The organism is Spirosoma liriopis (assembly GCF_023196085.1).
Classification (GTDB): domain Bacteria; phylum Bacteroidota; class Bacteroidia; order Cytophagales; family Spirosomataceae; genus Spirosoma; species Spirosoma oryzicola.
On record NZ_JALPRF010000001.1, the window covers coordinates 157204 to 179886 of the forward strand.

Genomic DNA, 22683 nt, shown 5'->3' on the forward strand with positions numbered 1-22683 from the left:
GCGCTAGTTTTGCCCCAATGTTTACCCCATCGTCCCGTACTACGCTGTTTTTGCTGGGTGCTTTGCTTATCCTGGCACTCGGTCTTCGCCTATACCGTGTCGGTACTTACGGCATTTATTTCGACGAAAAATCGACGTTACTGATCAGTCAGGGCGTTTGCCTGGAAGGCGCTAATCAAAAGGACGTTTTTAGCAAGACGTATTTTACGCCCGCTGAATTCTGGAAGCCAAAAACCTTCAACGATTTTATCGACGCCAACATTCGGGGCGACATCGGCAATAGCCCCTCCTATTATGGCGTACTGTGGCTTTGGATGGAAGTGTTTGGCTTGAGCGATACCTCCTTGCGAATGCCTTCGGTGATTTTCAGCACGTTGATCGTTTGGCTGCTGTTTGTTTTTGTCCGTCGGCATTTTAAATCGGACTCCTTAGCACTTACCAGTGCGGCCATCGCGGCTATTGAACCGTTTTTCGTTTCCTACAGCCACATTGCCCGTAACTACTCGATGACGTTCTTCCTGACGTTGCTGGCGACGCACTTGTTTCTGCTCATTATGGAACGGGTACGGGCCGGGGGAAGCGTCGCGAATCGAAGTCCTTCACTACCGGTGCTTTATGTTTCCTATGGATTCGTCTTTGTCGCTTCCGTTTTATCGCACTACCTGACCGTTACGGTATTCCTGTGTCATGGCTTATACGCGCTTATCTACCTGCGCAACATACGCGCCTGGGTATCATTGGGCATTACCGGCGCTATCGGCCTGGGGTTGGTTTCGCTCTGGTTCCTGTTTGGCGGGGGTAAATACACCTTCTTTACACTGGAATACCAGAAGAATTTTTACCGCAACATTGCCCTGACCAATCCGTATCATTCGGGCTTTGGGATCATCCTGCCCGCTACGATTCCTAACATTGCGGTACGCGCTGTACCCATCTTCTCCGACCTGTTCATCGTAACAAACGGCATGATTGCCGTTCTCGTCAGTGTTCGTAATGCGATACTGGCGTTGGGCTTGGGTGTACTGGCAACGGGCGTTATTCATCGCTTCATCGGCGTACAAAAGCCGCCAATCTGGGTTTATGCCGCGGTTCCCGTGCTGCTCCTGGCTGGTCTGCCATTTTACACGCTCGATCCGTTGCGTCTGCTGGTGTTGTCGATTGCCGTGCCGTTCGTGTACCTGATTGGCCGGTACGTAACGGATCACACGGATACCGCCCAGAAAAGACTTGTTGTCCTGTTAGTGCTACTGACCTTCGTACCTACCTTATTTCTACTGTTCATGGCGTGGCGGTCTGGTCACACGTTCGGTATCACGCAACGGTACTCCGGTTTTTCGTTTCCTTACGTTTGTATTCTGGTCGCGATGGGATTCCATCAACTGACTACCCTACGTTGGTGGTTCAGCGTACCTATTGCCATCGTTCTGCTCATTCAGGCGGGAAACATCGTTCAGCTGCTGGTTGATATTTACGCCGACAAAGCGCCTAAATACACCTATTTCGACAAGCCTCGCATCGCGAATCCGTATTGGTCATCGGCCCAGAAATTGAAGAGCCTCTATACGCCGGGAGATACGATCCTGTATCCAAACAAAAGGCGGCAGATCTTTTCGGAGAAAATGGACCGAACGTATTCGCCGGTGGCTTTGCTGGACGCTCAATTGGTAAACGTTTACCTACCTGAGGATGCTCAGTATATCCAACGCATCGATCCGAACGAACGAAACCGAATCGTACTTGTGAAAGGACGCTCTGGTGAAAAAATTACTATTTTTGACTTTAAAGGTTCGACATACCGCTACGGCGAATAAACGACTACCTTAATCAACCGACTACGACTTTGACAACAGAAGCCACCGACTTTCAATCGCTCCAGGGCCAGCTCCGGCTCAAGATCCTGGGTCTTTACAATCAGGCTCACGCTGGTCATATTGGCTGTTCGCTGAGTTGCGTCGATCTGATGATCGCCACGCTGGTACTACGCAAACGGCAGCAGGATACGTTTCTGCTGTCGAAAGGCCACGCTGCCGCTTCACTATACGCCTGTCTCAACCACCTCGGCGAAATTTCGGACGAGGTACTGACGACCTACTACAAAAATGGCACGACGCTGCCCGCTCACCCTGCGCCAAACAAACACGCGGGCATTCCATTTGCCACGGGTTCGCTGGGACACGGCCTGCCCATAGGAACGGGCGTTGCACAAGCTGGTAAATTACTCGGCGACGACTCCCGCGTCTACATCCTGATGTCCGATGGCGAAACCAATGAAGGAACCACCTGGGAAGCTGCTCATTTTGCGGTTCAGAACGGACTGGACAACCTGATTGTGTTGATTGACAAGAATGGTTTACAAGGCTTTAACCAGACGGCCAACGTGCTCGGCGATACAGCGGATGCCCGCACCTGGACAGCTATGGGTTTTGAAACGGTTGAGGTAGATGGTCACGACATACCGGCAATTCTGGACACGCTCGATCAGCTGACAACCACGTCGAACGGGAAGCCTAAAGTTGTTATTGCCAAAACCGTAAAAGGCAAAGGCGTATCGTACATGGAAAACCGGCTTGAATGGCATTATCTGCCCATGACACCCGCTCAGTATGAGCAGGCACACGCCGAAGTGGGTGAACGCTATTTGTCCGTAGATGTCGTCTAAAGCCAGGATATAGTCGATTACCGTTGACTATAAAACTTGTCATTAATACAACACATCCGCCCTTTTGCCGTAATATTGCGGCCTGAATGAATTCGTCTGATCCCATTTTGCTACCAGAAAAAATCGCCCGCCTTCAGGGACCAATCGTTGTGTTCGGAGCCAGCGGCTTCATTGGCGCGAACTTGTTTGAACAATTGTTTCGTGTACGCACGGACGTTTTTGCCCTCACCCACGATGCAACGAAGGCCTGGCGGCTCAAACTTTTAGATGTTCCAGCGGAAAATATTGTCCACTGCGACATTCTATCGAATAACTCCGTTCAGGACGTTTTTGGGAAAATCAAACCCAAAACCATTTTTAACCTGGCGGCCTACGGTGCCTACAGCAAGCAGAAAAACGTAGGGCTTACCTACGAAACCAATGTGCTGGGCACGGTTAACATTCTGGAGAATTGCTCGGCGGAAATGGTTTACATTCACGCCGGTAGTAGCTCCGAATACGGCTTCAACTGTACCGCACCCAAAGAAACCGACCCAGTAGAGCCGAACAGCCACTACGCGGTATCGAAAGTATCGGCGGCTTACACGCTTGACTACTACGCCAAGGTTCACAACCTCAACACGCTCAACCTACGGCTTTATTCCATTTACGGGGGCTGGGAAGAACCCGACCGGCTCATTCCGCGCCTGATCGAGGAAGTCCGGCAGAGTAAGCTCCCGCCACTGGTGTCACCGGACATCAGCCGCGATTTTGTGTATGTGGACGACTGCGTGGATGCCTTTGTACAAGCGGCCCTGCGGGTCGATCAGACGAATCGGGGTCGGTCCTATAACATCGCTACCGGCAAGAAAACAACCATGCGTGAGCTGGTTGACGTTGCTCGGCAAACGTTTGGCTTGGCACAGGAACCCGTTTGGGGAAGCATGAACAACCGGAACTGGGATCTGGCTGATTGGTACGGCGACCCGACCGCAGCCGAAGCTGATCTGGGATGGAAAGCGACAACCCCCCTCAGCGATGGCCTTCGCCGGACGGCTGACTGGCAGATATCCCATGCGTACGAAAGTCGCGTGATTCCGGCCTTCAACACGCCAACCCTGAACCCGGTTATCTCGCCAATTATTGCCTGTTATAAAGACGCGCAGGCCATTCCGTACATGTACGAGCGGCTGGTCAAAACCTTCAATGAGATGAAGGTGCGGTACGAAATCATCTTTGTTAACGACAATTCGCCCGACAACACCGACGAAGTCCTGAACGAGATTTGCGCCAAAGATCCGAATGTCATCGCCATCAAACACTCCCGAAATTTTGGGTCGCAGGCCGCTTTCCTGAGCGGTATGGAAATTGCAACCGGCGACGCAGTTGTGTTAATGGACGGTGACTTACAAGATCCACCGGAAGTTATTCCGAAATTTTACGAGAAATGGCAGCAGGGCTTCGACGTGACGTACGGGGTTCGGGTGCAGCGAGAAATGGCTCCGCACGTTCATTTCTTCTACAAGCAATTCTACCGCCTGTTCCGCAAAACGGCGTATATCAATATCCCGGTAGACGCGGGTGACTTTTCGATGATCGACCGGAAGGTGGTTCGGGAACTGGTCAATTTACCGGAGACCGAACAGTTTCTGCGCGGGCTGCGGGCCTGGGTTGGGTTCAAGCAAACGGGTGTTGACTACGTACGACCAGAACGTATGTTCGGCGTCTCGACCAACAACTGGACAAAAAATATCTGGTGGGCGAAGAAAGCGATCTTCTCGTTCAGCTTCGCGCCACTTGAGTTAATGACCTATGCCGGTTTTGTGCTGACGGGTCTGTCGGTACTGGGCATTCTGTGGCAGATACTGGCGAAGCTGGTCTTTTTTCCGGACACTCCCGCTGGCCTATCGACCGTTATTATTCTGGTGATGTTTTTCGGTGGTATCAACCTGTTGGGCATCTCGTTCCTGGGCGAATACATCAGCAAGATTTTTGAGGAAACGAAAAAACGACCGAAGTTCATTCGTACAATGGTTCGCAAGGGCCAGCGTGTTTATAAAACAGCGGCTGAGATCAGCACGCTGGTAGAGCAACGGAAGAGTAAATGAGTTTGTAGTTGGCGGTTAGCACGTTACTACAACCCACAACGTATAAACCATGCGAAACGAATTTTCTGCCGCTATCGAGCGCATTGCGCGTGAAGACGATAAAGTGGTATTTATAACGGGTGACTTAGGCTACAACGCTCTCGAAAATGTGGTTGAAGTCTTAGGGCCTCGCTTCATCAACGCGGGTGTTGCCGAGCAAAATATGGTGGGCGTAGCTGCGGGTATGGCTTACCGAGGGTACAAAGTGTTTTGTTACAGCATTGCACCGTTTGCGGTGTACCGGTGCCTTGAGCAATTTCGGAACGACGTTTGTCTGCACAACATGCCGGTTTTTCTGGTTGGCAACGGCGGTGGCTACGGCTATGGCATTATGGGCAGTACACACCACGCGATTGAAGACCTTGCCTGTTTGAGTAGCCTTCAGAACGTCAATACGTACATTCCAGCGTTTGCCGATGAGGTCGCGCCTATGCTCGACCAGATCCTTACCGAAAGCCGTCCGGCTTATCTTCGCCTAGGGGCAGGACCGAAGACACCCGATGGCGCGCAAACAGCTGGTACGTTCAAGCATATCGTACAGGCAAAGGAATCGATTGGTACCGTAGTGGCCCTCGGTCCGGTTGCGGCCAATGTGCTGACAGCTGTACAGGATGAGTTGCTGGTCGACCAGTTTGACGTGTACACTGCTACCAATCTACCCCTCGACTTGCCTGCTGACTTAGCCCATCGCTGGGGTGGAAAGCCGATGCTGGTTGTTGAAGAACACGTTTCGATTGGTGGACTAGCGCAGCAACTATCAGTAAAGTTACTGGCTTACGGAGCGGCCCCAAGTCATTTCGTCAGTCTATCGGCACAAGGGTATCCGAACGGTCTGTATGGCGACCAGAAATACCACCAGCAACTGTCGGGCCTTGACCCAGCTAATATTGCCCGTCAGCTGGCTTCATTTATGATCTACTAGTTTGTACTTTAGCGTACCATTGACCCTACCTGCTAGGGTCAATGGTACAGCATACTCCCGTAAACTGCTAACGGACCGTCCAGTTGCCAACACTTCAATACAATCCCGAAAAATCCCGGACAGCGGTTGCTTCTCAATCGACAGGCTGGCTATTGGGCGGTATTGGCATGGCCGTTCCCCTGATTCTGTTCGCGCTGGTTTGGAGCTACTATGCCGTCAACGTGCCCAAATGGGATGACCACGCACTTCGGGCCTTTTTGTACAATTTTGATCAGGAAACAACGCTTTCGGGAAAGATCTACCAGCTTTTTCGCCAACACAATGAGCATCGTATCGTTTACGACCGTTTTGTTGCGCTCCTAGACTATCAGTTGTTCGGCAAGCTCAATTTCCGGCACCTGATGGCAATCGGAAATTTGAGCCTGGTGGGTTTATTACTCGTTTTTGCCACGGTATGCCGTCGCGAAGGCCGATCCGTAACATTAGTTATCCCGATTGCCCTCTTCCTGTTCAATCTCTCCCACTGGGAAAACATGTTCTGGGGCATGGCTGCTTTGCAGAATTTCTCGGTGGTTCTATGGGTAATACTGACGTTCTTCTTACTTATCTACGCGAATCGACTAGGTCTGGCGATTGCTTCGGCAACGCTGGCAACGCTCACAAGCGGTAACGGCCTTTTAGTATGGCCAATCGGGTTAGTGCTATTGGCGTTGCTGCCAAACGAGGGGCTACCATTCAGACCCGGTAACTCAACTCGGTCGAAAGCGTTTTTGCCACTTGTTAGCTGGCTGTTGAGCGCAGTCGTAGTTTTAGGTCTATACTTTGCGGATTACGAAAAACCAGCCGGAAACCCGCCCCTCCGTGGAACCGTTGGCGACTTACTGAAAGGCTGGCTGGCTTTTACTGGCGCTGCTGCGGAAGCCCTACCACTAAAATCTTCGCTCCGGGCCAGCATCCTGCTCGGTGGCGCAATGACATTGGTAACGATTGGTCTGGTAGGCTGGCAAATCGTTCGTAACCGTCAGGCCATAAGCCGGACAATTCAACAGCGGTTACGTGCACACAGCGGAACGTCAACCCAGTCCATTCCGCCGTTGACGCTGTTTTTCTGGGGTTGCGCGCTGTTTCTGCTGGGCACAGCCGCTGTCGTAGCCTGGACACGAACGGGTTTTGGCCTCGATCTGATCATTACCAGTCGGTATAAAATTTACTCCCTAACGCTGTTATCCGTTCTTTACCTGCTAGTTGCCCTTGTTGTCGGCAAGCGTATTCGACCGGTTGTTGTAGCGGGCGGTTTGGCTGGAAGTTTTGTGTTCGCCTGGTGCGCGTACTTAACGTTTCTGGACGATTCGATCTGGTTCCGCAACTGGCAATTGACCAATCAATTTAACTGGACCTATACGACAAGTAGACCGGTAGCCGCGCTTGACTCCATAACGCGTCATTATTCGAATTCTGCTCCAGCCTTCTACGATTCCTCTTTGGGGGCGATATACGGTGCTCCACAACGGTCAGTCATTCCTTTGACGCTTACCAAAGCACCATTTGGCTACATAGCGCAAACAAACGCAGAAACCGACTTGAACGGGTTAATGGGTAAGGGCTTGACTCGTAATGCCGGAACGTACATTCTGCTTCGATCTTCCCGACGATCGTATCTGGTTCCGGTTTGGCAGAACCAACAGTCGCTGCGTCAAGCCCATTTTTTACCCCAGAGATTGTTCTCAAACGGGTTCAAAGCGGATATCTGGCTGAACAGTCTGGTAGCCGGTACCTATCAATTATTTATACTACAGGTTACGGACAACAAGCCCGCTACGGTATACCCGACGAATCAGCTTGTTACGTCCGTAGGCCAAGCAACCGACATTAAAAAGAACTGGTAAATTGACACGGCTTGTAGCAACTTCCGTATCAATACCCAATAAATAGAGTTATGCAAACAAACGCGCCAACGACTACTACCACCGCACGGCCAGCCTTGTATCATCTTCGTCAATTGGATGGTATTCGGTTTATCGCCGTTGCGCTGGTACTTTTCGATCACTGGATGGCTGGCCGCGTCGACGTACCACTTGGCCCGCTAGGCGTCACGATCTTCTTTGTTCTCAGTGGTTTTCTGATCACCCGCATCCTGCTATCGAGCAAGGATAAGCTTAAAGACAGCCCTAACGGTGGCTTAGGTAAATACCTGAAAATCTTTTACATACGACGAACAATCCGCATCTTCCCGGTCTATTATCTGGTCTTGGTTGTTCTCTATGCAATTAACGAACCACCCGTCCGGCAGACGTTTGGCTGGCTGGCTCTTTACGCAACCAACCTGTACATGGCTTATTATTCCGTGTGGATGGGTACCGTGGATCACTTGTGGTCACTGGCGGTAGAAGAACAGTTTTATTTATTTTTTCCACTGCTTTTGTTTCTGGTGCCACGCCGGTGGGTTCCACTAACGACGATGCTCATGATTGTGGGTGCCGTCGCATTGCGTTACGTGCTCTACCGGGCGCGGGCACCCTGGTTCATTGGTTACGTAACCATGCCTGCCTGTCTGGATTCGTTTGGACTGGGTACGATTATGGCATTCTGGTGGTTGTATCAGCGTGAACGCTTCCAGCAGGTATTCCAGAACACCATATGGATCTGGTTTAGTATACTGCTGTTCGTTGCCGTACTCATGTTGACGAAAATTGTACCCGCCGTTCCTGATCCACGTGGATGGCAGGGTCATCATAATGTCATGTCTGATGTGTGGGAGCGGCTGGCTGCTTCTTTAGTCGGATTCTTTCTGATTGGACGAGCCGTATTAGGGTTTGGTGGTCCCATGAAGTGGTTACTCGAAAATCCGGTTAGCCAATACATGGGTAAGATTAGCTACGGGCTGTATCTTTATCACAATTTTGTCTTCAACGTATACCATACCCGCCCAACGCATTTTACGATACGAGCCTGGCGACGCATTACCGATGTATTACCATTTCTGAATAGTTCGTATATTTTTCAGTTCAGCTTTTACTTAGCCCTGACGCTTGTTATTGCCAGCTTATCATGGTATCTGATTGAAAAGCCGATCAATAACCTGAAAGACCGCTTCTCCTATTGATTGTGGGGCTATTCAAAATACCAGTATACGCACTGAGGAAAACACCTGATTTACAATTAACACTTTTTGACGACATCAAACAGTCAAAGTATAGCGTAGACACCGCTGCTCAACGACCAGGCTTATCGTGGGATTGTACACAAAGATTGCTGAACTACCTTGCCTTATATGCATTCAGCTTTCCCGCTCAATAAAGTCCTATTCAGTTTACAGGAGCACCGACAACTATTTCCTATATTTGCGCAATTTAAGTTTGTACACCATTTGCGTCGCGGCTGTCAGATTGCTCGGCCTTTTGGTGGACCGGCCCAACGGCCCACCTGTTACGAAATCCATAGATACGCTGCATGAGCATCCTGCTGTCAATTGTAATGCCCGCTTACAACGAAGAAGAAGTTATTGACGTTGTTGTTAAGCAATGGACCGATTTACTGACCCGTCAGTTTCCAACCGATAATACTAAATTGATTGTCGTTAACGACGGCTCACGCGATAACACAGGTGCCATTCTCGATCAGATCAAGAGTAAGTACCCTAAACTTCTGGTTGTTCACCAACCCAACGGTGGCCACGGCAACGCTGTTGTAAATGGCTATCGGCAGGCGGTTGCGCTGGATTCAGAATACGTCTTTCAAACGGACAGCGACGATCAGTTCATTACCGATGACTTTGGTAAGCTGTGGGCTAAGCGAAACGAATCCCCGTTTATTCTGGGTTACCGCGAAGAACGCTTCGACGCTCCGGCTCGTCTGGTAATTACCCGCATCCTTCGGTTCAGCATTGCGTTTATCTACGGAACGTACATCATGGATAGCAATATTCCGTTCCGGCTTATCCGGGGAAGTTTCCTCAAACGATTACTCGCTCAATTGCCGACTCCGACTCCGTTTGCCCCTAATATATTCCTGGCCGTTATGGCCAAGAAAGCGGGTTACAATACCTTCGATATTCCCATCACGCACAAAGAGCGTCAGACAGGTACCGTTTCGATCCTGAAATGGAAGCTTTTAAAGGTGTGCATACAGAGCTTCAAAGAACTCGCTCAATTCCGGCTTGACCTTAGTAGCAAGGTGAAAGCACTCAAAAAGCCGGAACCAGTAACTGCATAAATTAACAATACGTTATAGGGTTTATAGGTTAACCAATATGGCGGCTCAACTTTAACTAATATACCCGGGTACATTATACAACCATGAATTATAAATACGTCATTATTGGCTCAGGACCGACGGGCCTTGGCGCGGCATACCGCCTGAAAGAACTGGGTATTACCGACTTCATCGTTCTTGAAAAAGAAAACCGCATTGGTGGTTTGTCGAAAAGCTTTGTCGACGAGAAAGGGTTTACGTGGGACGTTGGTGGTCACGTGCAATTCTCGCACTACAAGTACTTTGATGACCTGATGCACAAAGCGCTGGGTGCAGATGGCTGGCTGTCGCACCAACGCGAATCGTGGGTCTGGATCGAAAACCGGTTTGTTCCGTATCCGTTCCAGAACAACATCAAATACCTATCGCCCGAAACGATGTGGAAGTGTCTCGAAGGCATTATCCATAACTACAAGTTTCCAACGAATAAGAAACCAGCGAACTTCCGCGAGTGGATTCTGGCAACGTTTGGACCAGGTCTGGCCGAAACGTTCATGTTCCCTTACAACTTCAAGGTATGGGCCTATCCTACAGAGGAAATGAACGCCGTCTGGGTTGGTGAGCGGGTAGCCGTAACGGATCTGCAACGGGTTACGAAAAACATTATCTTCGATCAGGACGATTTCTCGTGGGGTCCTAACAGTACGTTCCAATTCCCCAAACATGGCGGAACGGGCGGTATCTGGGAGGCAGTCGGTGATCTGGTCGGCCGGGAGAATATCAAGCTGAATGCAGCTGTTCAAAAGGTCGTTGGTCCCGAAAAGAAAATCGTGCTGACCAACGGGGAAGAAATTCATTACGAACACCTGATGAGTACGGTTCCGCTCGATATCTTCACCAAACAGGTAGAAGGTCTGGACGCGGATACGGTTCAAACGGCGCAGGGCCTGAAACACTCGTCGACCAACGTTGTCGGTATTGGTTTGAAAGGCAAGCCAAAACCAAGTCTGGAAACGATGTGCTGGATGTATTTCCCGGAATCAAACAGCCCCTATTACCGCGTAACGGTATTCTCGAACTACAGCCCTAATAACGTTCCGGATATCAACCAGCACTGGTCGCTGATGACCGAAACGAGCGAGTCGACCGCCAAGCCCGTCAACCGCGAGACGCTGATCAACGACACGATCCAGGCGTTGATCGAAGACAAGCTGATCGAATCAGCCGATGACGTAATTTCGACGTTCCACATGCCATTCGAATACGGTTATCCAACGCCTTCTGTTGAACGGGATGCCATTCTGAAAGCAGTACTACCCAAACTGGAGCCGTTCGGTATTTACTCACGCGGACGGTTTGGCGCCTGGAAATACGAAGTTAGTAACCAGGATCACTCGCTTATGCAGGGTGTCGAATGGGCTAACCGCGTTGCTGCCAACGTTCCCGAATTAACGCTGCCTTTCCCCGAAACGGCCAATGCCATGTGGGGTAAGTAAGCCAGTACCTTTTTAGTCAATAGTCGTTAGTCATTCGTCGTAGCTATCCGGTAGTTTTCTACCGAAAGCCTATGTCCGTTGACTAGCGACTATTCACTATTTTGCACCTATGAAACGAAGCGTCTGGATTGGTCTTGGGGCAGTATTACTCGTCATTGGCGGATGGCTTGGGTATCGATCTTTTTATCCAGCCAAGCGCACAGTATGGTCTTTGATGCCTTCGGGCCCCTTGCTCGTGCTAGCCAGCAACCGTCTACAGGATACCGTATCCGCGCAGGCGCTAAGAACCCAGGTTGCACTCCAGCAGCTGCCGGTATTCGACGAAGCCCGGCAACGACTCGACCGGTTTCTGTACGCAACGACCGACTCGGTAACCGCCATCCGGTTCGCGAAAGGCAAAAACATCCGGTACTCCCTTCATTCTATTTCGCGGACAACGCTTGATTTCATTTTTTACATCCCTACGACGGACGACGATCAGGCTTTCATCAATCGCCTGACCAATCCCGATCCGCGCAAGTATCGAATTTTGCGTCATACCTTTGCGGGTGAACGCCTTTTCGATTTAGTATCTCGCTCCAACGAACCCGTTGGCTCGTTTATTCTTACCGATGGTTTTCTGGTTGGTAGTTCGTCCGGTATTCTGATCGAGAATGTAGCCAAACGGATGCACGAATCATTGCGGCTACCCCGATCAGAGCCGAAGTTTCAGGTCGATGCCGACCATTGGGCGGGTTTGTCCATGCGTCCCGAAGTACTTCAATCGCTCTTTGGCAACGCAAGCTCGCTGGTTCGGCTTTTCCTGCCCGAAGAGTTAAACCTGCAAATTCGTGCGTCAGCGTCGCCTTCGCATTTAATTGGATACGCATCGGATGAGATCGGTGGGCGGCAGGATGTTGCTTCCTTATTTACGGGACAAACGCCCCGACGCATTCAAAGCGGGGACTTAATCCCCCAGACAACGGCTACTCTTTATTACATTGGCGTAAGTGACGCCCCTCGCTTTGGCCGGTCGCTCAGCAAGCTGCTCCGGTCAGCGTCCAGCGATTTTTTACGCGACCGATTTGATCAAATTGAACCGGCCACCGAAGCACTGTATCAATCATTGGGATCGGATATAATGCTGTGCCGGATGGAATCGCCTTCGGGTGCTCGTCAGCAGGTGATGGTCCTCAACGCGACCACTATAAAAGCGCTATCGAGTGCTTACCAACAGGCCGCTTACCTGGCTGGCGCGAAATCACCTGCCCCATTAAAGACATTTCTTGGGCACAAGACGCTCCTGCTCGATGTGCCCGAACTTCCAGCCTCGCTTTTCAGCAGTTTGTTTACGGGCTTTCAACGAAGCTGGATCACGCAGCACGGCAACTCCCTGATTGTGGCGAATGGCGAAGAAGCCATGCAGGAATATCTGTTGCAACTTCAGCGCAAGGCGGTTTGGTCAACGGACCAGCGACAGGCTGACCTGATAAAAAACACGCTTCGCCCGGCTAATTTTACCGCTTTTGTTCGGCTGAACCGCGTTAATGCTGACCAATCGCAAACGCTGCTCACCTCAACCTGGCCGTTAGCCTGGCAGAACCTACTTGACGGCCCCGAAGGAGCTGATCGCGGCTCAGCCCTGGCGAACCTGGAAAATATGGCTTATCAGGCCAGCTACGGAAACGAAAAAATATTGTCTACGCTGGTTCTGGGCCGTACCACCCGCCGAGCCAGCAAGGCCGTTCTGAATCGACTGCTATTGCAGAAAAAGACGGCGTTTGAGGCTGCCCTGATTGCTGCTCCGGTCGTAGCCGGCAGCTTGAGCGAAGGGTTAGCCCCGTTTTACGCGCAGAACGATGCAGGTCAGTTTGTTTTGGTGACACCCGATGGTGACAAGATTGTACAGAAAAATATCGACGGTCCCGTTCGGAGCAACACGTTGGCGGTTGACTTCCTGGATAACGGAAATCTACAATACCTGTTTATGACCGACCGAACGCTGTACATAGCCGATCCGCGTCAGAAGTCGGTGCGTTTGAACACGATCAAACTTCCGGCGGGTATCGACCCCACGTACCTGACTCGTCCGCGTGGTAGCTTGCAACGCAACTGGGTAGCGCTGGTTGCCCACCAGGATGGACAGGTGTATGCCCTCGACCGGCAACGAAAAGCGTTTATCCAGATCATGAAAGCCCCCCGTAAAGGACCGCTTCTCTTGCCTTTTCAGGTTATTGCAACCCGAACAGGCATGGAAGTGCTGGCAGCACAGCAGGACGGTACGCTGAATCGCTGGCGCGAAAATGGTCAGTCACTCCCCCACTTTCCAACCCGTATTGAACGATCTAGCGAGGATGAGTCGGAAATTCGCTTTGCCGGACCCGCCTTTCAGCCCATTGGTCAGTCGACCATTCGGACGATTACCGAGGAAGGTCAATTGTTGACGTTGAATGCCAACGGCTTGATTGCGCAAAAAACACAGCTTTACCGGCCAGTGCGTAGCGGCTCGTTTCGACTTTTCCCCGACGAAGCTCAAACAAACTGGCTGTTGCTGCGCACAAGCGATACCGAAATGACCATACTCGATCAAAACGGACAACGCCGGTTCGACGTTCGGGCCTTGCAACCGGGTCGTAACAACGTTCGCTACCACCGACTTGGCGCAGGTATCGAACTCATCAGCGTCAAATCAGGCAGTTTTACCGTGCTCTACGATCTAAATGGGCGTATCATCGGCGACCGCCCTATTCCCAGCGATTTCCCAATTGCTTTGCAATTCGACGAACGAACCAACGAATTATACATTTTAAGCGGAGCTAAACAGGCTGTTCAGTTATTTAGCATCCGACTTCGGTAAGTAGTATCCACCATGCGTTTTCTTCGATATACTGTTCTTTTTGTCGCCCTTATTCTGTGGGTAGCTGGTCTTTCCTCAACCGTTTCACACTGGTTATACAACGCCGGTGTCATCGTTGATGATTACCGCCACGGCGATCTGTACCGGATTTCGGCCCTATCGCAGTTTAAGGATGATCAGCCCGTTTGCCCCCCATCGAACCGGGCGAGCGACACGGCTTCCACGCATTTATACATCATCGGCGATAGCTTCTCAGAAGAGCAACGCATCGGTCAGAACGATTTTCGGGTAAGCCATTACCAACGGGTAAAATGGGGCTTTACGCAACGGGCGCAACTAGACCCAAGCAAACGAAATGTGTTGTTGCTGGAAACGGTTGAACGGCATTTTCGCGAACATTTTGCCCAACCCGTGAATGAACTAGTAGTCGAGAAGGATACCGCGCAAAACCCTACTCCCATCCAGATGTGGTGGGAAAAACTGAACGCCGACTACCACCGATCTGACGTCGAAGAACGGCTGGCGTCTACCCTGTTCAGCCAGGACTGGGCCTTCTGGTTTAAAGAGGCCAAAGCGGCTCTGACGCTCGACTGGTTCAACCGGGCGAGTACGGGTGTCAGCTTATCCCGCGATCAGAAAAACATTTTCCTGGATTTCGATACGGACACTACCCGGAAGAAGCTATCGTCTTTTTCCGAGCTGTCGGATGCGGAGGTCAATACACTGGTAGACAGCCTCAATTCGGTGGCCGACCGCTACCGTCAACTGGGTTTCGACGACGTTTATCTGTCCATTATTCCAAACAAAGCTACTATTCTGGAACCGAATCGTGGTGCTTATAACCACCTGATCGAACGGGTACAGAACAGTCCCGCTTTACGCGTTAAAACGGTAAATATTTACTTGCCTTACAAGCAGGCAAAACAATCCCCGTATTTAAACGGCGATACGCACTGGAACTGCCAGGGCCGGTCCCTGTGGCTGGAAGCGGTCCGGAAGCAACTGGCTATATAAACAAACAGGCCGTGTCAGCAAGACACGGCCTGTCTAAAACTAATTGTCAATCGGCTTATTAACTGGTCCAGAACGCTAGACGAGCTGAAACAAATCTTTTACGCCAAGCATCCGCTTCGAAATAAAGCCTTCGCCAAACTCAGCGCCAATCATGTGGCCATGTTCGCGGGTGCGGGATTCGAGAAACTTCATGAACGGTTCGCCCGAAATGTAGCTCTGTGGTTCAGTATTACTTGGATCAAAGAACTGACTTTTATAGGCTTTGATCGCATCCAGTTTACGATCCCAATACGGCGTTACGTCAACCACGAAATCGGGCTTGAGCGAACGATCCTGAATAAAATGGTAGATGTAAATAGGCCGGTGTGCATCCTGCGGCTGACCGTCTTTCCCGACCGTTTTGATTTGTCGTAAACCGGCGTAAAAACAAGCTTCGATAACCAACTGAGCCGCCCGACCATGATCGGGGTGCCGGTCTTCGACGGTGTTAGTGAGAATAATGTCGGGCTTGTAATGACGGATAATCGGTATCAGCGCCATCTGATGCGCTTCGTCGTTGCGAAAAAATCCATCGCGAAATCCCATGTTCTCGCGGGCTGCTAACTTCATAATCCGCGCTCCCTCTTCGGCTTCCTTCAATCGTGTTTCGGGTGTGCCCCGCGTGCCCAATTCACCCCGGGTCAGGTCAACGCCAGCCACGGTTTTACCCTGTTCGACCAACGACAGGATGGTACCTGCGCAGGTCATTTCAATATCGTCGGGGTGAGCCCCAATAGCCAATACATCTACTTTCATGAACTTCGCATTAATTATGCTGACTTTTCCCTATTTTCATCAACAGCCAGTTACTCTGACAATCAAAGAATACGCTAATTTGTTCGCTTATGCCTAAAAACAGTGATGCATCATTTTTCCATCGAAACAATTATTTTTGACGCAGAACCCTTACCATTCCCACACAAACGTAGTTATGTCGTATAAAGCGCTTGCTCTTCAAGTAACCTGTCAAAGTGTCAATGCTTACCAAACCCGCGACGAGGCTGAAACGGCGATGCTTCAAACCATCGACCGCCTTGAAAAACAGATAGCGGCTTCCATCAACCTCATTGGACGCGATACCTTACTCGTTGTCGTTCCTGAATACTTCCTGACAGGTTTCCCGCTAGACGAAACGACTGACCAATGGCGGGAAAAAGCGGCTCTCGAGATCAACGGACGCATTTACGAAGCACTCAGTGCAATGGTTCAGCGCCAGCAAATCTACTTCTCAGGAAACGCCTACGAGCAAGATTCTTTTTTTCCGGAGCTTTATTTCCAAACCAGCTTTATCATCGGTCCCAACGGTGACGTGCTCCTGCGCTACCGGCGTTTGAACTCGATGCTGTCGCCTACCCCCCACGACGTTTGGGAGTTGTACCTGGACGCCTACGGTTACGATTCACTGTTTCCCGTCGTTAAAACCAACATCGGTAATCTAGCCTGTATCGCGTCAGAAGATATTCTATATCCCGAAGTAGCCCGCTGTTTAGCCATTCGGGGGGCCGAAGTGCTCTTGCACTCTACATCGGAAGTGGGTAGTCCGCAACTGACCCAACGCAACGTTGCTAAGATGGCCCGCGCCATCGAAAACATGACTTACGTGGTGTCAGCTAATTCAGCTGGTCTCGTCGGCACTTCGCTACCTATGGGCAGTTCTGACGCCGGTTCCAAAATCATTGACCCCAAAGGGACAGTGCTGGCCGAAGCCGGTTACGGCGAGAGCATGGTAGCCAATGCCGATATCGATCTGGCGATGCTACGGGAATTTCGGCAACGTCCGGCAGCGGGCAATCTGCTGGCTCGTCAGCGATTTGAGCTATTTGCCGAAAGCTACGCCAGACACAATTTCTTCCCCCCCAATACACTACTGAGTCAACCCGCCGAACGTCAGCACTTTATTCGAACACAGCAGGAAGTGATCAAAAAAATGTATAGTTAGCGGGTAGTCGAAGCCCTAAGAACGATGCGTATGAGCAATTTGAATTCTCTAGGGCTTCTATTCAACATCGAATCTTATTCAGTCATTTCGCTTGGGTCGATTATAATTACTTTTCGTCGGCGTTTGGGCAGGCGTAGTAAATTGTTGCCCATCTCTTCGGGTGTCTGATCACCCAGTAGAATTCCCCACGCCCGTAAGCTCTCAACCCGGTCGAAGATTACCTTCATAATGGCGATGGCGGGAATCGACAAAAACATACCGGACACACCCGCTACCGCTCCACCAATTAATACACCAACAATAGACACAAGCGCATTGACCCGCACTTTTGACGCTACAATAAGCGGCACAAGGACGTTGTTATCAATAAATTGCACAAAAAGGAAAACACCCACAACGCCAAGAACAATGGGAACGTCGGGCTGGTTGCTAAACGTAATCAACACCGTTAGCGCTGTGGCAACCAACCCACCAATGTACGGAATCAGGTTCAGGATGGCGGCCATTATCCCCAGCAACGCGGCATACTGAACGTTCAATATTAATAAGCCGACCGTGTTGAGTATCGCAACGGCGACCGTTTCGAACAGTAAGCCGACCATATAACTCTGAATGACGCCCTTGATTTCTGTCATTACTTCATGCACCTGGCTGCTGTATTTTTCCGAGAAAAGAACCACGACAAAGTGGATGAGCATTGTCCGGTAGTAAAGCAGCAAGAAGACGTAAATTGGAATTAGCGTAAGCGTACCGAGCGGCCCGGCAATAACGCCTAGTGTATCCGGGCTTTGTAAGCTGTTCAGCGTTTGGGCCTGCGCCTTCTGGATGTACTGGTTTTGCTGGCGATAACTAACGTTGTACTCGCGTCGAACCCACTGCTGCACTTCGTGGTAAACATCGTTAATGTTCTGACGAATTTTAGGAATGTCGTCCGTTAGATCTGCCAGTTGCATCGATAATACGGCGGCAGTACCCAGCAGTACAACAGCAGCCAGCAACAATGCCAGACTAATGGCAATTACTTTGTGTATACCCAATCGCATAAGGCGATCTTCGACAGGTCGTAACAAGACCGCTAGTAAGCCCGCCATGGCCAACGGAACCAGAATATCCTGACCTAGATAGACGGCTGCGGTTATAATAGCAAGCGATAATAATGATAGTGAGAACTGGTGATAGTGGGGTCGCTTAACGTCAGAGAGCATACGGGCTAAGATTACATTTACGCATAAACTAAAATGACGATCAATCGGCTACCCTATTTACGGGTGCAATACCCAAATTATTTTCGTTGGTAGAGCGAATCGACAATTGCGGACAGCCAGTAGTGTGTGGGTTGACGGATTATGGCTTTACAAAAAAATCGCCTACTTTACTGTCCCAAACCCTACCTGTAACCTTATGCAGTTGACCATCAACGAACGTTCCAGTATTCCGAAATATCGTCAGATCGTTGAAGCCGTTTTGCACGGAATAGAAACAGGAACCTTACACCGCGATGAACAGCTACCGTCGATCAACGAATTAAGCGTCGAATTTTATCTGGCGCGCGACACCGTTGAGAAAGCCTACAAGGTTCTTAAGAAAGACGGGGTCATTGAGTCGGTTCGGGGCAAAGGCTATTTTGTTCGGCGCGAAGGGCCGGACCAGCTCCGGGTGCTGCTGCTCATGAACAAACTCAGCGCCTACAAAAAAATCATTTATTACGCCCTCCTCGATGCGCTAGGCCCCGGCGCGGTAGTTGACCTGCGCTTGCACCACCACGATACAGCCAAGTGCGCTCAACTCATTCAGGACGGACAGGGCGACTACGATTATTACGTTGTCATGCCGCATTTCTACGACCAAATAACGGCTCCGGCTCAATCGGTCAACATTCGCTCGCTGCTATCCGACATTCCGGCCAACAAACTGGTTCTACTGGATAAAGGACTACCTGATCTGAAAGGTGACTACATCGCTGTCTATCAGCAGTTCGACAACGACTTATACGAAGCGCTGGAATCAGGATCGGATCTGCTCGAAAAATACGGTAAGCTGGTTTTAATCTTTCCCGGAGACGTGCGCTACCCTACCGAGATTATCCAGGGATTCAGAAACTACGCGGTTCACTACAAAAAGAATTTTTCGGTTCTAGCCACAACGGTCAACTACACGATAGAACCGGGTACGGCCTATGTTGTGCTTGAAGACAGCGATCTGGCTGAGCTTGTCCGGCAGGTACGACGCCAAAACCTGACGCTTGGGCGCGACGTTGGTATTCTATCGTTCAACGAAACACCCCTCAAAGAAGTACTCGCCGATGGCATTACGGTCGTCTCGACCGATCATGAACAAATGGGTCGCTCAGCCGCACAACTTATGCTGGCGCATCGCTCCGAAAAAATCAAAAATCCGTTTAAGCTTATTCGACGGGCATCGCTATAAACAATGCCCGTCGAAGTCAGTCCCTTATTTTTTATACGCAAACTTCATGATGTAGCCTTTTTTGCCGTTTCCTTCGCTGGCAATAAACAGGTCGCCGTTGGGCGCGAAGCAGATCCCTTCGGGCTGACGGTATTGTTTCGGATCGAGCGGTTCGGAATAGATGATTTTGGCTTGTCGGTTGGTAATCAGCAACCGCTTGCCCGCCGATGTCAGAATGTACCACTCGCCCGTAATCGGATGAACGGCAATGCCGGATGGTTTATAACTTTTGGGGTCTATACCCGCGCCTTCGAGTTGTTCATCGTTCAGGCTCATGTCCTTAAAAACAGCCTTGTTCAGCAGATTGAACGAATAAACGGTCTTGTCGCTCGACGGACCACCATTTTTGACCGCAATTAGCAACCGCTTCGTTTTAGGATCGTAACCCAGACCCTCGACCTCTGTTTTCTTGGGCAGATCCGTTTTAGTCCGGCCAATCTGAGTTGACTCCGGTTTAAAGCGAAACAGATTACCGTTGCTTTCCAGCACGTAAACCTCATCGTTTACATATTCAATACCTTCAAAGTCACCGTATCCACCAAAGCCAAAGTCTTTAACGACGGCCTTCTTTTTCGTATCGAACACATACACAACCGCTTCCTCGTCCTGTACGCAAAGTAGCTGATCGTTTTTGTAGTACGTCAGCCCCGATATTTCTTCCAGTGCTTTGGGCAACGTATAGGTTTCATCGGGTGCCGTGAGCCGATACGGTAGCGTGAACGAGGCCGCAAGTTTTCCCGCTTCGGGAGTATCTTCCGCGCTTTTTTTCGTTTCGGATGAAGGGCCGCAACTGACCAGTAACAGCATGATTCCGGTAATGATACGATTCATGAACAAGGGCGTTTGCCGGTAAAAATAGACGTAAGACCTGTAATTTCAACTACTAATTCGCGCAGTCGTCTTTACTCAAAAACAGAATGGCGTCATTCAGGTTGCGGAAACTGGCATTCCGCCGGTTTCTTTTTTGTGTGGTATTCACTATACTTAGCTTTGTATAATGACTGCCGCAACTATGACCCATCGCCTGACGAATCGACAAAAATGGCAACTCGCCCTGAGCGTGTTTGCCGTTTATTGGCCTATTCGGCTCTACGTTAACATATCGGCATTTAGCTGGTCGCTTGTCGAACGCAGCATTCCGTTCTGGTTGTTGGAAACCATACTGAGCATTTTATTTTTTTATTCCTGGATCAACGTAACGGAGTGGCTTCAGCAACGGCTTTTTAAGCGCTCTGGCGAAGGCTTTCTCATCGAGTTCAAGATTCCGGCCCAATTAGCGACTCTGGCCATTGCCAGCGCGTTGGCCGTTGTTTTCAACATTGCTTTTTACACGATCTGGCATAGTGTGGATGATACGCTGCAAAAGGGCTTTGGCCTTATTCGTGAGCAGGAGCCACGCCCGCAACGGGTTGAACCCACACCCCCCGTTTCCGAAGAGCGCCGTAAAAACCGGGAGCAGCGCCGACGCGTCAACAATGGTCTGACGGTGATGGCGATGTTGTCGGCTTTTTATCTGGCCGCCAACCGCCGGGCCTACCGCCAGCTGGAAGATGTGCAGGTACGGGCCGAACGACTCGAAAAGGAAAACGTGCAGGCTCAGTTTGCCGCCCTTAAAAGTCAGGTCAATCCACACTTTCTCTTTAATAGCCTGAGCATTCTGTCATCGCTGGTCCATGCCGATGCGGATCTGTCCGAAAAATTCATCGATCAGTTGTCCCGAGCGTACCGCTACATTCTGGAGCAAAAGGATAACGAACGGGTATTGCTTAAAACCGAGCTTGAGTTTATTCAGGCGTACCGTTTCTTGCTGAACATTCGCTTCGAAAACAAGTTTGACGTGGTTATCAATGTACCCGAAGCCGATCAGAGTCGGTACAGCATTGCCCCGTTGACCTTGCAACTGCTGGTCGAGAATGCCGTTAAGCACAACCGAATGTCGGCCAAGGAACCGTTGCACGTATACATTCAGCTCGACGGCGAAAATTTGATTGTGCAGAATAACCTCCAGCCGCGCCCGCAATCCGAACATTCGACGGGCGTCGGATTGCAAAACATCATTACCCGATACGCTTTGCTTACCGACCAGCCAGTCTGGGTGGGCGAGAATGAAGGTGATTTTATCGTAAAGATTCCGCTTTTAAACGAGCGAATCCCGGTCAGTGAGCCAGCGGCTAGTACAATCGTCTAATCGCTTAATTGTCTGCTAAACAATGAACGTAGTTATTATCGAAGATGAAAACCTGACGGCCAAACGACTGGAAAGTCTTCTGCACAAGTACGATCCGACCATTAACGTCTTAAGCCGGTTGCCGTCCGTGGCCGAAGCAGTAGGCTGGCTAAGCCAACCGAGCCATCCGGCTATCGATCTGGTGTTTATGGATATTCACCTGGAAGATGACCTAGGCTTCCGGATTTTCGAGCAGGCCAATCTGACCACACCGGTTGTGTTCACGACGGCCTACGACGAATACATGATCCAGGCGTTTAAAGTGAATAGCATCGATTATCTGCTCAAACCGATTAATTACGATGAGCTGGTAGCCGCCATTGAAAAATTCAAGTCGTTCAAGAAGCAGTTTGGCGTAATGAGTCCGCCTACCCCCGATCTGGACACGCTGTTAAGTTTGATTGGCAAGCCCCGCGAAATGGACTACAAAGATCGGTTCATGATCACAGTCGGGAATAAGATCCGGAGCATCGGTACGCACGACATCGCGTATTTTTATCTGGAAGAAAAAATTGTTTTCCTGGTTACAAAGGATGGCTTAAACCTTCCCGTTGACTACAGTCTAGACAAGCTGACGCAGTTGCTTAATCCACGCCATTTTTTTCGCATCAGTCGCCAGTTTTTAGTGTCACTGCCCGCCATCCATACCATCCATACGTTTTCGGCGGGCAAACTCAAGCTTGACCTGATGCCCAAAACAAAGCAGGAAGTCTTTGTCAGTGGAGACCGCGTAACCGAATTTAAAGAATGGCTGGGGAAGTAGCTGGC

At 50.4% G+C, this 22683-nt stretch carries 17 protein-coding genes; 14 read left to right on the forward strand and 3 right to left on the reverse strand.

Translation table 11 applies throughout. From position 1 onward, the window contains the following. Window positions 1-17 precede the first annotated feature (17 nt). The 10 genes from M0L20_RS00685 to M0L20_RS00730 all read left to right on the forward strand — a co-directional run bounded on the left by M0L20_RS00685 (window position 18) and on the right by M0L20_RS00730 (window position 15244). Complete coding sequence (locus tag M0L20_RS00685) at window positions 18-1811, forward strand: glycosyltransferase family 39 protein (RefSeq protein WP_248475201.1); 1794 nt, start codon at window positions 18-20, stop codon at window positions 1809-1811. Further along, window positions 1808-2659 carry a transketolase gene (locus M0L20_RS00690; protein ID WP_354004167.1) on the forward strand — a complete coding sequence of 284 codons (852 nt, stop codon included), beginning with the start codon at window positions 1808-1810 and terminating at the stop codon, window positions 2657-2659. Before M0L20_RS00685 ends, M0L20_RS00690 begins: the two co-directional genes overlap by 4 nt. An 86-nt stretch (window positions 2660-2745) precedes the next feature. Continuing rightward, window positions 2746-4746: an NAD-dependent epimerase/dehydratase family protein gene (locus M0L20_RS00695; protein ID WP_232558906.1), complete on the forward strand. Its 2001-nt coding sequence runs from the start codon at window positions 2746-2748 to the stop codon at window positions 4744-4746. A 49-nt stretch (window positions 4747-4795) separates the two neighbouring features. Then, window positions 4796-5707 carry a transketolase family protein gene (locus tag M0L20_RS00700; protein ID WP_232558907.1) on the forward strand — a complete coding sequence of 304 codons (912 nt, stop codon included), beginning with the start codon at window positions 4796-4798 and terminating at the stop codon, window positions 5705-5707. Between the two features lie 83 nt (window positions 5708-5790). Next, window positions 5791-7593: a hypothetical protein gene (locus M0L20_RS00705; RefSeq protein ID WP_248475203.1), complete on the forward strand. Its 1803-nt coding sequence runs from the start codon at window positions 5791-5793 to the stop codon at window positions 7591-7593. 50 nt (window positions 7594-7643) lie between these two features. Then, a complete protein-coding gene (locus M0L20_RS00710) occupies window positions 7644-8810 on the forward strand; it encodes an acyltransferase family protein (RefSeq protein ID WP_248475204.1) in 1167 nt (388 codons plus the stop codon). 347 nt (window positions 8811-9157) lie between these two features. Continuing rightward, window positions 9158-9919, forward strand: coding sequence for a glycosyltransferase family 2 protein (locus M0L20_RS00715; protein ID WP_232558910.1), 762 nt, complete (start codon window positions 9158-9160; stop codon window positions 9917-9919). 83 nt (window positions 9920-10002) lie between these two features. Continuing rightward, window positions 10003-11394 carry a protoporphyrinogen/coproporphyrinogen oxidase gene (locus M0L20_RS00720; protein ID WP_232558911.1) on the forward strand — a complete coding sequence of 464 codons (1392 nt, stop codon included), beginning with the start codon at window positions 10003-10005 and terminating at the stop codon, window positions 11392-11394. A gap of 109 nt (window positions 11395-11503) precedes the next feature. After that, window positions 11504-14230: a hypothetical protein gene (locus M0L20_RS00725; protein WP_248475205.1), complete on the forward strand. Its 2727-nt coding sequence runs from the start codon at window positions 11504-11506 to the stop codon at window positions 14228-14230. Window positions 14231-14242: 12 nt separating this feature from the next. Next, a complete protein-coding gene (locus M0L20_RS00730) occupies window positions 14243-15244 on the forward strand; it encodes a hypothetical protein (RefSeq protein WP_248475206.1) in 1002 nt (333 codons plus the stop codon). Window positions 15245-15319: 75 nt separating this feature from the next. Here M0L20_RS00730 and bshB1 read toward each other — a convergent pair whose 3' ends face one another. Beyond that, window positions 15320-16039, reverse strand: a complete 720-nt coding sequence (bshB1, locus tag M0L20_RS00735) for a bacillithiol biosynthesis deacetylase BshB1 (protein ID WP_232558914.1) — start codon at window positions 16037-16039, stop codon at window positions 15320-15322. A gap of 175 nt (window positions 16040-16214) precedes the next feature. Here bshB1 and M0L20_RS00740 point away from each other — a divergent pair, with 175 nt between their 5' ends. Next, window positions 16215-17222, forward strand: a complete 1008-nt coding sequence (locus M0L20_RS00740) for a nitrilase-related carbon-nitrogen hydrolase (protein ID WP_232558915.1) — start codon at window positions 16215-16217, stop codon at window positions 17220-17222. Window positions 17223-17296: 74 nt separating this feature from the next. Here M0L20_RS00740 and M0L20_RS00745 read toward each other — a convergent pair whose 3' ends face one another. Further along, the gene (locus M0L20_RS00745; protein WP_232558916.1) at window positions 17297-18427 is read right to left on the reverse strand and encodes an AI-2E family transporter; all 1131 of its coding nucleotides are present in this window, start codon (window positions 18425-18427) and stop codon (window positions 17297-17299) included. Between the two features lie 196 nt (window positions 18428-18623). Between M0L20_RS00745 and M0L20_RS00750 the strand changes: the two genes are divergently transcribed. Beyond that, complete coding sequence (locus M0L20_RS00750; RefSeq protein ID WP_248475207.1) at window positions 18624-19649, forward strand: GntR family transcriptional regulator; 1026 nt, start codon at window positions 18624-18626, stop codon at window positions 19647-19649. A gap of 24 nt (window positions 19650-19673) precedes the next feature. Here the strand turns inward: M0L20_RS00750 and M0L20_RS00755 are convergent, their stop codons facing one another. Next, window positions 19674-20519 (reverse strand): SdiA-regulated domain-containing protein, encoded by an 846-nt coding sequence (locus tag M0L20_RS00755; protein WP_248475208.1) that lies wholly within the window; start codon window positions 20517-20519, stop codon window positions 19674-19676. A gap of 181 nt (window positions 20520-20700) precedes the next feature. Between M0L20_RS00755 and M0L20_RS00760 the strand changes: the two genes are divergently transcribed. After that, window positions 20701-21876: a sensor histidine kinase gene (locus M0L20_RS00760; protein WP_232562862.1), complete on the forward strand. Its 1176-nt coding sequence runs from the start codon at window positions 20701-20703 to the stop codon at window positions 21874-21876. Between the two features lie 22 nt (window positions 21877-21898). Further along, entirely contained in the window at window positions 21899-22678 is a 780-nt protein-coding gene (locus tag M0L20_RS00765) for a LytR/AlgR family response regulator transcription factor (RefSeq protein WP_248475209.1), read from the forward strand. Window positions 22679-22683 lie beyond the last annotated feature (5 nt).

Excerpts from the sequence above, each read along its gene's own strand:
- M0L20_RS00715 (WP_232558910.1), top strand. The coding sequence starts at position 9,158 with ATGAGCATCCTGCTGTCAATTGTAATGCCCGCTTACAACGAAGAAGAA.
- M0L20_RS00710 (WP_248475204.1), top strand. The coding sequence starts at position 7,644 with ATGCAAACAAACGCGCCAACGACTACTACCACCGCACGGCCAGCCTTG.
- M0L20_RS00725 (WP_248475205.1), top strand. The coding sequence starts at position 11,504 with ATGAAACGAAGCGTCTGGATTGGTCTTGGGGCAGTATTACTCGTCATT.
- M0L20_RS00760 (WP_232562862.1), top strand. The coding sequence starts at position 20,701 with ATGACCCATCGCCTGACGAATCGACAAAAATGGCAACTCGCCCTGAGC.
- M0L20_RS00755 (WP_248475208.1), bottom strand. The coding sequence starts at position 20,519 with ATGAATCGTATCATTACCGGAATCATGCTGTTACTGGTCAGTTGCGGC.
- M0L20_RS00730 (WP_248475206.1), top strand. The coding sequence starts at position 14,243 with ATGCGTTTTCTTCGATATACTGTTCTTTTTGTCGCCCTTATTCTGTGG.
- bshB1 (WP_232558914.1), bottom strand. The coding sequence starts at position 16,039 with ATGAAAGTAGATGTATTGGCTATTGGGGCTCACCCCGACGATATTGAA.
- M0L20_RS00765 (WP_248475209.1), top strand. The coding sequence starts at position 21,899 with ATGAACGTAGTTATTATCGAAGATGAAAACCTGACGGCCAAACGACTG.
- M0L20_RS00750 (WP_248475207.1), top strand. The coding sequence starts at position 18,624 with ATGCAGTTGACCATCAACGAACGTTCCAGTATTCCGAAATATCGTCAG.
- M0L20_RS00685 (WP_248475201.1), top strand. The coding sequence starts at position 18 with ATGTTTACCCCATCGTCCCGTACTACGCTGTTTTTGCTGGGTGCTTTG.
- M0L20_RS00740 (WP_232558915.1), top strand. The coding sequence starts at position 16,215 with ATGTCGTATAAAGCGCTTGCTCTTCAAGTAACCTGTCAAAGTGTCAAT.
- M0L20_RS00700 (WP_232558907.1), top strand. The coding sequence starts at position 4,796 with ATGCGAAACGAATTTTCTGCCGCTATCGAGCGCATTGCGCGTGAAGAC.
- M0L20_RS00695 (WP_232558906.1), top strand. The coding sequence starts at position 2,746 with ATGAATTCGTCTGATCCCATTTTGCTACCAGAAAAAATCGCCCGCCTT.
- M0L20_RS00745 (WP_232558916.1), bottom strand. The coding sequence starts at position 18,427 with ATGCTCTCTGACGTTAAGCGACCCCACTATCACCAGTTCTCACTATCA.
- M0L20_RS00720 (WP_232558911.1), top strand. The coding sequence starts at position 10,003 with ATGAATTATAAATACGTCATTATTGGCTCAGGACCGACGGGCCTTGGC.